At 43.5% G+C, this 4,989-nt stretch carries 3 protein-coding genes and 2 pseudogenes; 4 read left to right on the forward strand and 1 reads right to left on the reverse strand.

The features are described from left to right. Together B9J87_RS14210 and B9J87_RS14215 are read left to right on the forward strand one after the other, a co-directional pair. A partial coding sequence (locus tag B9J87_RS14210) for a homocysteine S-methyltransferase family protein (protein ID WP_369679025.1) occupies nt 1-940 on the forward strand: 940 nt, incomplete at its 5' end. Then, nucleotides 940-2,271, forward strand: coding sequence for a basic amino acid/polyamine antiporter (locus tag B9J87_RS14215; RefSeq protein WP_094151402.1), 1,332 nt, complete (start codon nt 940-942; stop codon nt 2,269-2,271). The genes B9J87_RS14210 and B9J87_RS14215, both read left to right, overlap by 1 nt. Nucleotides 2,272-2,367: 96 nt before the next feature. On the opposite strand, the pseudogene B9J87_RS14220 reads toward B9J87_RS14215, so the two are convergent. After that, a pseudogene (locus tag B9J87_RS14220) lies at nt 2,368-2,913 on the reverse strand (FAD-dependent oxidoreductase); the annotation flags it as partial. 433 nt (nt 2,914-3,346) lie between these two features. Between B9J87_RS14220 and B9J87_RS14225 the strand changes: the two are divergent. Together B9J87_RS14225 and B9J87_RS17845 are read left to right on the forward strand one after the other, a co-directional pair. Beyond that, entirely contained in the window at nt 3,347-4,543 is a 1,197-nt protein-coding gene (locus B9J87_RS14225; protein WP_094151418.1) for an acyl-homoserine-lactone synthase, read from the forward strand. Then, nucleotides 4,536-4,989: pseudogene (locus B9J87_RS17845) on the forward strand (hybrid sensor histidine kinase/response regulator); the annotation flags it as partial. The gene B9J87_RS14225 and the pseudogene B9J87_RS17845, both read left to right, overlap by 8 nt.

Below are 4,989 nucleotides of genomic sequence, written 5' to 3' on the forward strand. Positions count from 1 at the left end.
GATTATTACTATGTTAAAGCATGCTGTACGAATTTTAGATGGTGGAATGGGACGAGAGTTGGAACGGCGCAATGCCCCTTTTCGTCAACCTGAATGGTCTGCTCTCGCTCTGATAGAAGCACCAGAGATAGTAACAGAGGTACACCAAGCCTTTATCAATAACGGCGCGCAGCTTATAACCAGTAATAGCTATGCGCTTGTTCCTTTTCATATTGGAGAAGAACGTTTTAGCTCTGATGGGTTTTCTCTCGCAAACTTTGCTGGCCAAATCGCACGCCAAGCGGTGATAAACTCTAACCATCCCGAAACCTTGGTCGCAGGCTCCCTACCTCCACTGTTTGGTTCATACCGAGCCGATCTTTACCAGCCAAAACAAGCAGTAAACATTGCAACACCGTTAATTCAAGGCTTAGCGCCTTATGTCGATATCTGGCTGGCTGAAACACAAAGCTTGATTGAAGAAGCATTAGAGCTGCATCGGCTGGTCAAAGCGTTAGATAAAAACGACAGACCATTTTGGGTCTCGTTTACTCTTGAAGACAGTGAACAGACCGCGCCAGCTGCTCTACGCTCTGGCCAATCTGTTGAGGATGCCGTAAAGCAAATGGCGACCAGCGGTGTTTCAGCCATTTTATTTAACTGCTGCCAGCCAGAGGTGATTGAAGAAGCACTGCATGTCGCCAAACGAACACTGATTAAACTTGATCAACCCAACATTGAACTCGGCGCATATGCCAACGCATTTCCTCCTCAACCCAAAACCGCTACCGCGAATGATGGGTTAGATGAACTGCGTGATGATCTTACCCCACTAAACTACTTACTGTGGGCTGAGCGCTGGCAACAACAAGGCGCCTCTCTGATTGGTGGATGCTGCGGTATTGGCCCTGAACATATTGCGCTCTTAAGTCAACATTTTGCGCGAAGTGAGGTTTGCTAATGCAAGGGAATCAGAAACTTGGCCTAACTATGCTCACAGCATTAGTTTTCAGTTCTATGGTTGGCGCAGGCGTTTTCAGCCTGCCGCAAAATATGGCAGAGGTCGCGGGGGTCGATGCCATTATTACCGCGTGGTTAATTACAGGCATCGGTATCATGCTGCTGGCAGGATGCTTTTTATATTTATCACGCTTAAAACCGGATCTCGATGGTGGGATTTATACCTATGCACGTGAAGGGTTTGGTGATGTCGCTGGGTTTATTTCTGCATGGGGTTACTGGCTCTATGCCACTATTGGTGTAGTTGGCTACTTAGTCGTCGCGTTTGCCGGTTTAGGTGCCTTACTTGATACCAAAGAACAAGTTATCTTTGGCAATGGTAATACTCTGTGGTCTTTTATCGGGGCTTCCCTCGTCTTATGGTCGGTTCATTATCTTGTACTACGAGGTGTTAAACAGGCCGCATTGATTAATTTATTAGCCACCATCGCCAAAGCGCTTCCTCTCTTAGCTTTTATTATTATGGCCTACTTGGTATTTGAACCCACGACGTTTCATTATGATCGTATAGGAGAAAGCTTACATACTCCTTTTATTGAGCAAGTAAAAAATACCATGTTGATCACTTTATGGGTATTTACAGGGATTGAAGGCGCGATTGTTTTATCGTTGCGTGCTCGTCGTCGTAATGATATAGGCAAAGCTACCTGCTTAGGTGTATTGCTTGCCTTGACTCTTTATATTGCGATCACATTATTAGCACTAGGCGTGATGAGTCGCTCAGAAGTAGCTGGGCTAGCAAACCCATCGATGGCGGGTATTATGGCTCATATTGGTGGTGAGCCTGGACGATTATTGATTAGCTTAGGACTTATTGTGTCTGTGCTCGCCTCCTATTTAAGCTGGATTCTTTATGCCGCCGAAGTGCCTTATATTGCCTCACAACATGGCGCTTTTCCCGAACGTTTTACCCAAACGAATGAACACGGAACTGCGACCAATGCACTGATGCTAACCAGTTGCACCATACAGTTTTGTCTGTTGATAATTTTGTTTACTGGCGAAAGTTACAACGCACTAGTACTACTTTCAACCTCGATGATTCTTATCCCTTATTTTCTGGTCGGAGCCTATCTGGTCAAGGTCGCATTTCGCCAACAACTTGGTTGGAATATAAAATTGATCGGCATTGGTGCCAGTGTATATGGATTGTGGCTTATCTACGCTGCAGGATTAGACACATTATTGCTCTCACTTTTACTCTATCTTCCTGGTTTAATTATGTTTTCCCACACACGTCATAAATTAAAAAACCATGTTTGTATTCAATAAATAGCGCATTCAATGCAAATAAATGAGTCCCCAATCACATAGAGTAAGCTGTGTGATTGGGGTGAGCGACTACACCTTCTGCTTAAAGTGATGTAGTTAGGACTGCGTTACAACTTGAGATAATTCCCTAAGCAATGGAAATGCCTGAGCCACTTTCTCACCAGTCACAACAAAACCTTCTAATTGATTACTTTCATTTTCTGCTTTCGCCATGATGCCAGATTCAGAGATCTGCACGTTCCAAATCGCAACATGGTCAAAACGACCTGCTAACTGAATTGGGTAACTTGGTGTTTTTACTTTTACCATTATTGGTGGTAACACCAACTGAGATTCTTGCCCCAGCAACTGCTTACCAAGCACATTGGCGCTCAATACTATCGGCTGAAGGTAAGGCATCATGCGCCCTTGAATTTCAGCACAATCGCCCAGTGCATACACATGACTAGCAGAACTCTGTAGGCGGGCATCGACGACAATACCTTTATGGGTTTCAATACCCGAAGCCATCGCTAACTTGATGTTGGCACGTAATCCGGCCGCGCAAATCACCGCCTCGGTTTTAACCAATTGGCCACTGCTCAATGTAGCAACAAGCGCACTCCCCGAACAGTTTACCTCCACTACACCATTACCCAGAGACGTTCACTTCAATTTCTTTGACGAGCTGACTGTACCACTACAGTTTAGGAACAAGTTGTTCCATGGTCACCATTTCAAGTTCGTATTGTTGAGGAGAGGACTCTTGAAGCATGTCGGGATATCCATATTTGTTATCCCCCTATTAGATCAAAGGTCTAGATCGAAAGCTAGACCTTTGTCATCAGTCTAAGCCTTCTTCGGAAGGCTTTTATTATAAAACGCTGTTGTGGAGGGTAAGTGCAAGTAGTAAACTTGCTGCGGATATGCAACTGGTACTTAGGATATTAGGTACAAATAAAATCGCGGTTACGGTCACTAACTGACGTGACGCTAAATACTCTCCTAAATCAAAGTCTCATTTACTGGAGCCTATCTAATAAAACTAATAAAAAAATAATTAAATAATTAAATAAACCTAGGCTAGGTTAACTCTATGAAAATAATATCATCTTTAGGCTCACGGCTGACAAGCAGTCTGCCTATTGAAAAAAAACAGCGGGCTCTGGTAGAGTTCGTCATCAATACTTATCAACCACAGCAACGGGCTGATCTTTTCCGCGCCGTTACAGATCACCGCAAAAACCAATTACTCAACCTATTTCCTGAACATCACAATAAAAGCTTCTCAGTACTGTTTAAATTGATGGACTACCGAGAGCTCATCCGGCGCTATCCGAATACGTTAGGTGAAGAGATAGCACATCTTGAACAAGCCGTCAGCGAGTGCTATCCGCATTGGCTAGATTTCTGGTGTGAATGCGAAATTGCGGCTATAAAAACACTATTCCCTATCGAAGCGGATACTCCTCCTCGTATCGAACTGCCACTTAAAGACTGTGCCTACCGTGGTTTTTTGATCGACCAGATAGAGGATTCTGAACTTTGGGTCACAATGCCCAGTCACCCGCAAAAAATGCCTATCAAAGATGCGATCACCTTGAGCAATCTTGAGCTATTTATTAAAGGCGAAAAGTGGTACGAGATGCTGCCTTTATTGTCCTTATCACAAAAAGGGAAGCACTTTGTTTTACTCAAGCATCCTGATAACGAAGCATCTCCCACACTGGTCGCTTCAATGTTGGTACAAGATTGGTCAGTAAATCAGACTTGGCTCAGCTATGTGCCACAGTTCAGTAATAAGCAGTGGCAGTTCTGCTTACCCGATCATAGTTACGATGTTTTGATGGAATTACAGCTTTTCAAACCAGCACTGTCGAAATGCGACTCTCTCCCAGAATTCGATCAGCAATTCCAGCTACAATTGGCTGATAAGCGAGCGGTCTGTGAAGTGCTGCGTTTAACCGTCAGTGGTAACGCTCAGCAAAAGCTCTATTTTCTCTACCTTGCTCAAAAAAAATTCATGCAAGTAATGCATCAGGTAGGATACAAAATCGGTTTCACCATTATCGAACAACCCTTCATGCTCAGTTTTTATCAAGCTATTAACCCGAAAGCGTACTTCCATTGTGGATATTGCGATCTGAATAACGACGGAGTAAAGACTTATCGTGGTTTCTGGAATTTCGAATCAATAAACCGCGTCTTCAGTAATGCCGATTTTCGTGACTATAAACATGCGGTTTCTCAAAGCAGAAAGTACGATTTAATCAAAAAGGAAGAGTATGCTTAATTTCAGCTTAGAGCCCATCCTTTATCCTAAAGCAATAACACTTATCACAGCGGTAGCTATGGTACTAGTCTGGCTAACCTACTATTGCTATCGTCTTAAACAAAAAAATGAAGTGATCTGGGGGACACACCACCTGCCCTACATAGCATATTCGATATGTATCGTTGCGTGGATCGGCAGTAATGCCTACTTTCATACTGATTTATTGCCTATTCTTGGAGCTTCATCGGCCGTATTTATGGCCAAACTTGCCAACCTCGCTTCTTTTTCTGCGTTTGCCTTTGCATGTTACTTTTCTTACCGACTATTACCCGATCAGCTCAAAAATAAGGTACGCTTATGGCAACAAACATTCTTTATTATCCTGACGTTTTATTCCCTTTATATTAATTTCCTTCCTGATTTGACCATAAAACATGTCGAGATTACGGGTCCCAGTCAGTTCG

It is taken from the genome of Vibrio sp. V19_P1S1T109 (assembly GCF_002241375.1).
Taxonomy (GTDB): Bacteria; Pseudomonadota; Gammaproteobacteria; order Enterobacterales; family Vibrionaceae; genus Vibrio; species Vibrio anguillarum.

Excerpts from the sequence above, each read along its gene's own strand:
- B9J87_RS14215 (WP_094151402.1), top strand. The coding sequence starts at position 940 with ATGCAAGGGAATCAGAAACTTGGCCTAACTATGCTCACAGCATTAGTT.
- B9J87_RS14225 (WP_094151418.1), top strand. The coding sequence starts at position 3,347 with ATGAAAATAATATCATCTTTAGGCTCACGGCTGACAAGCAGTCTGCCT.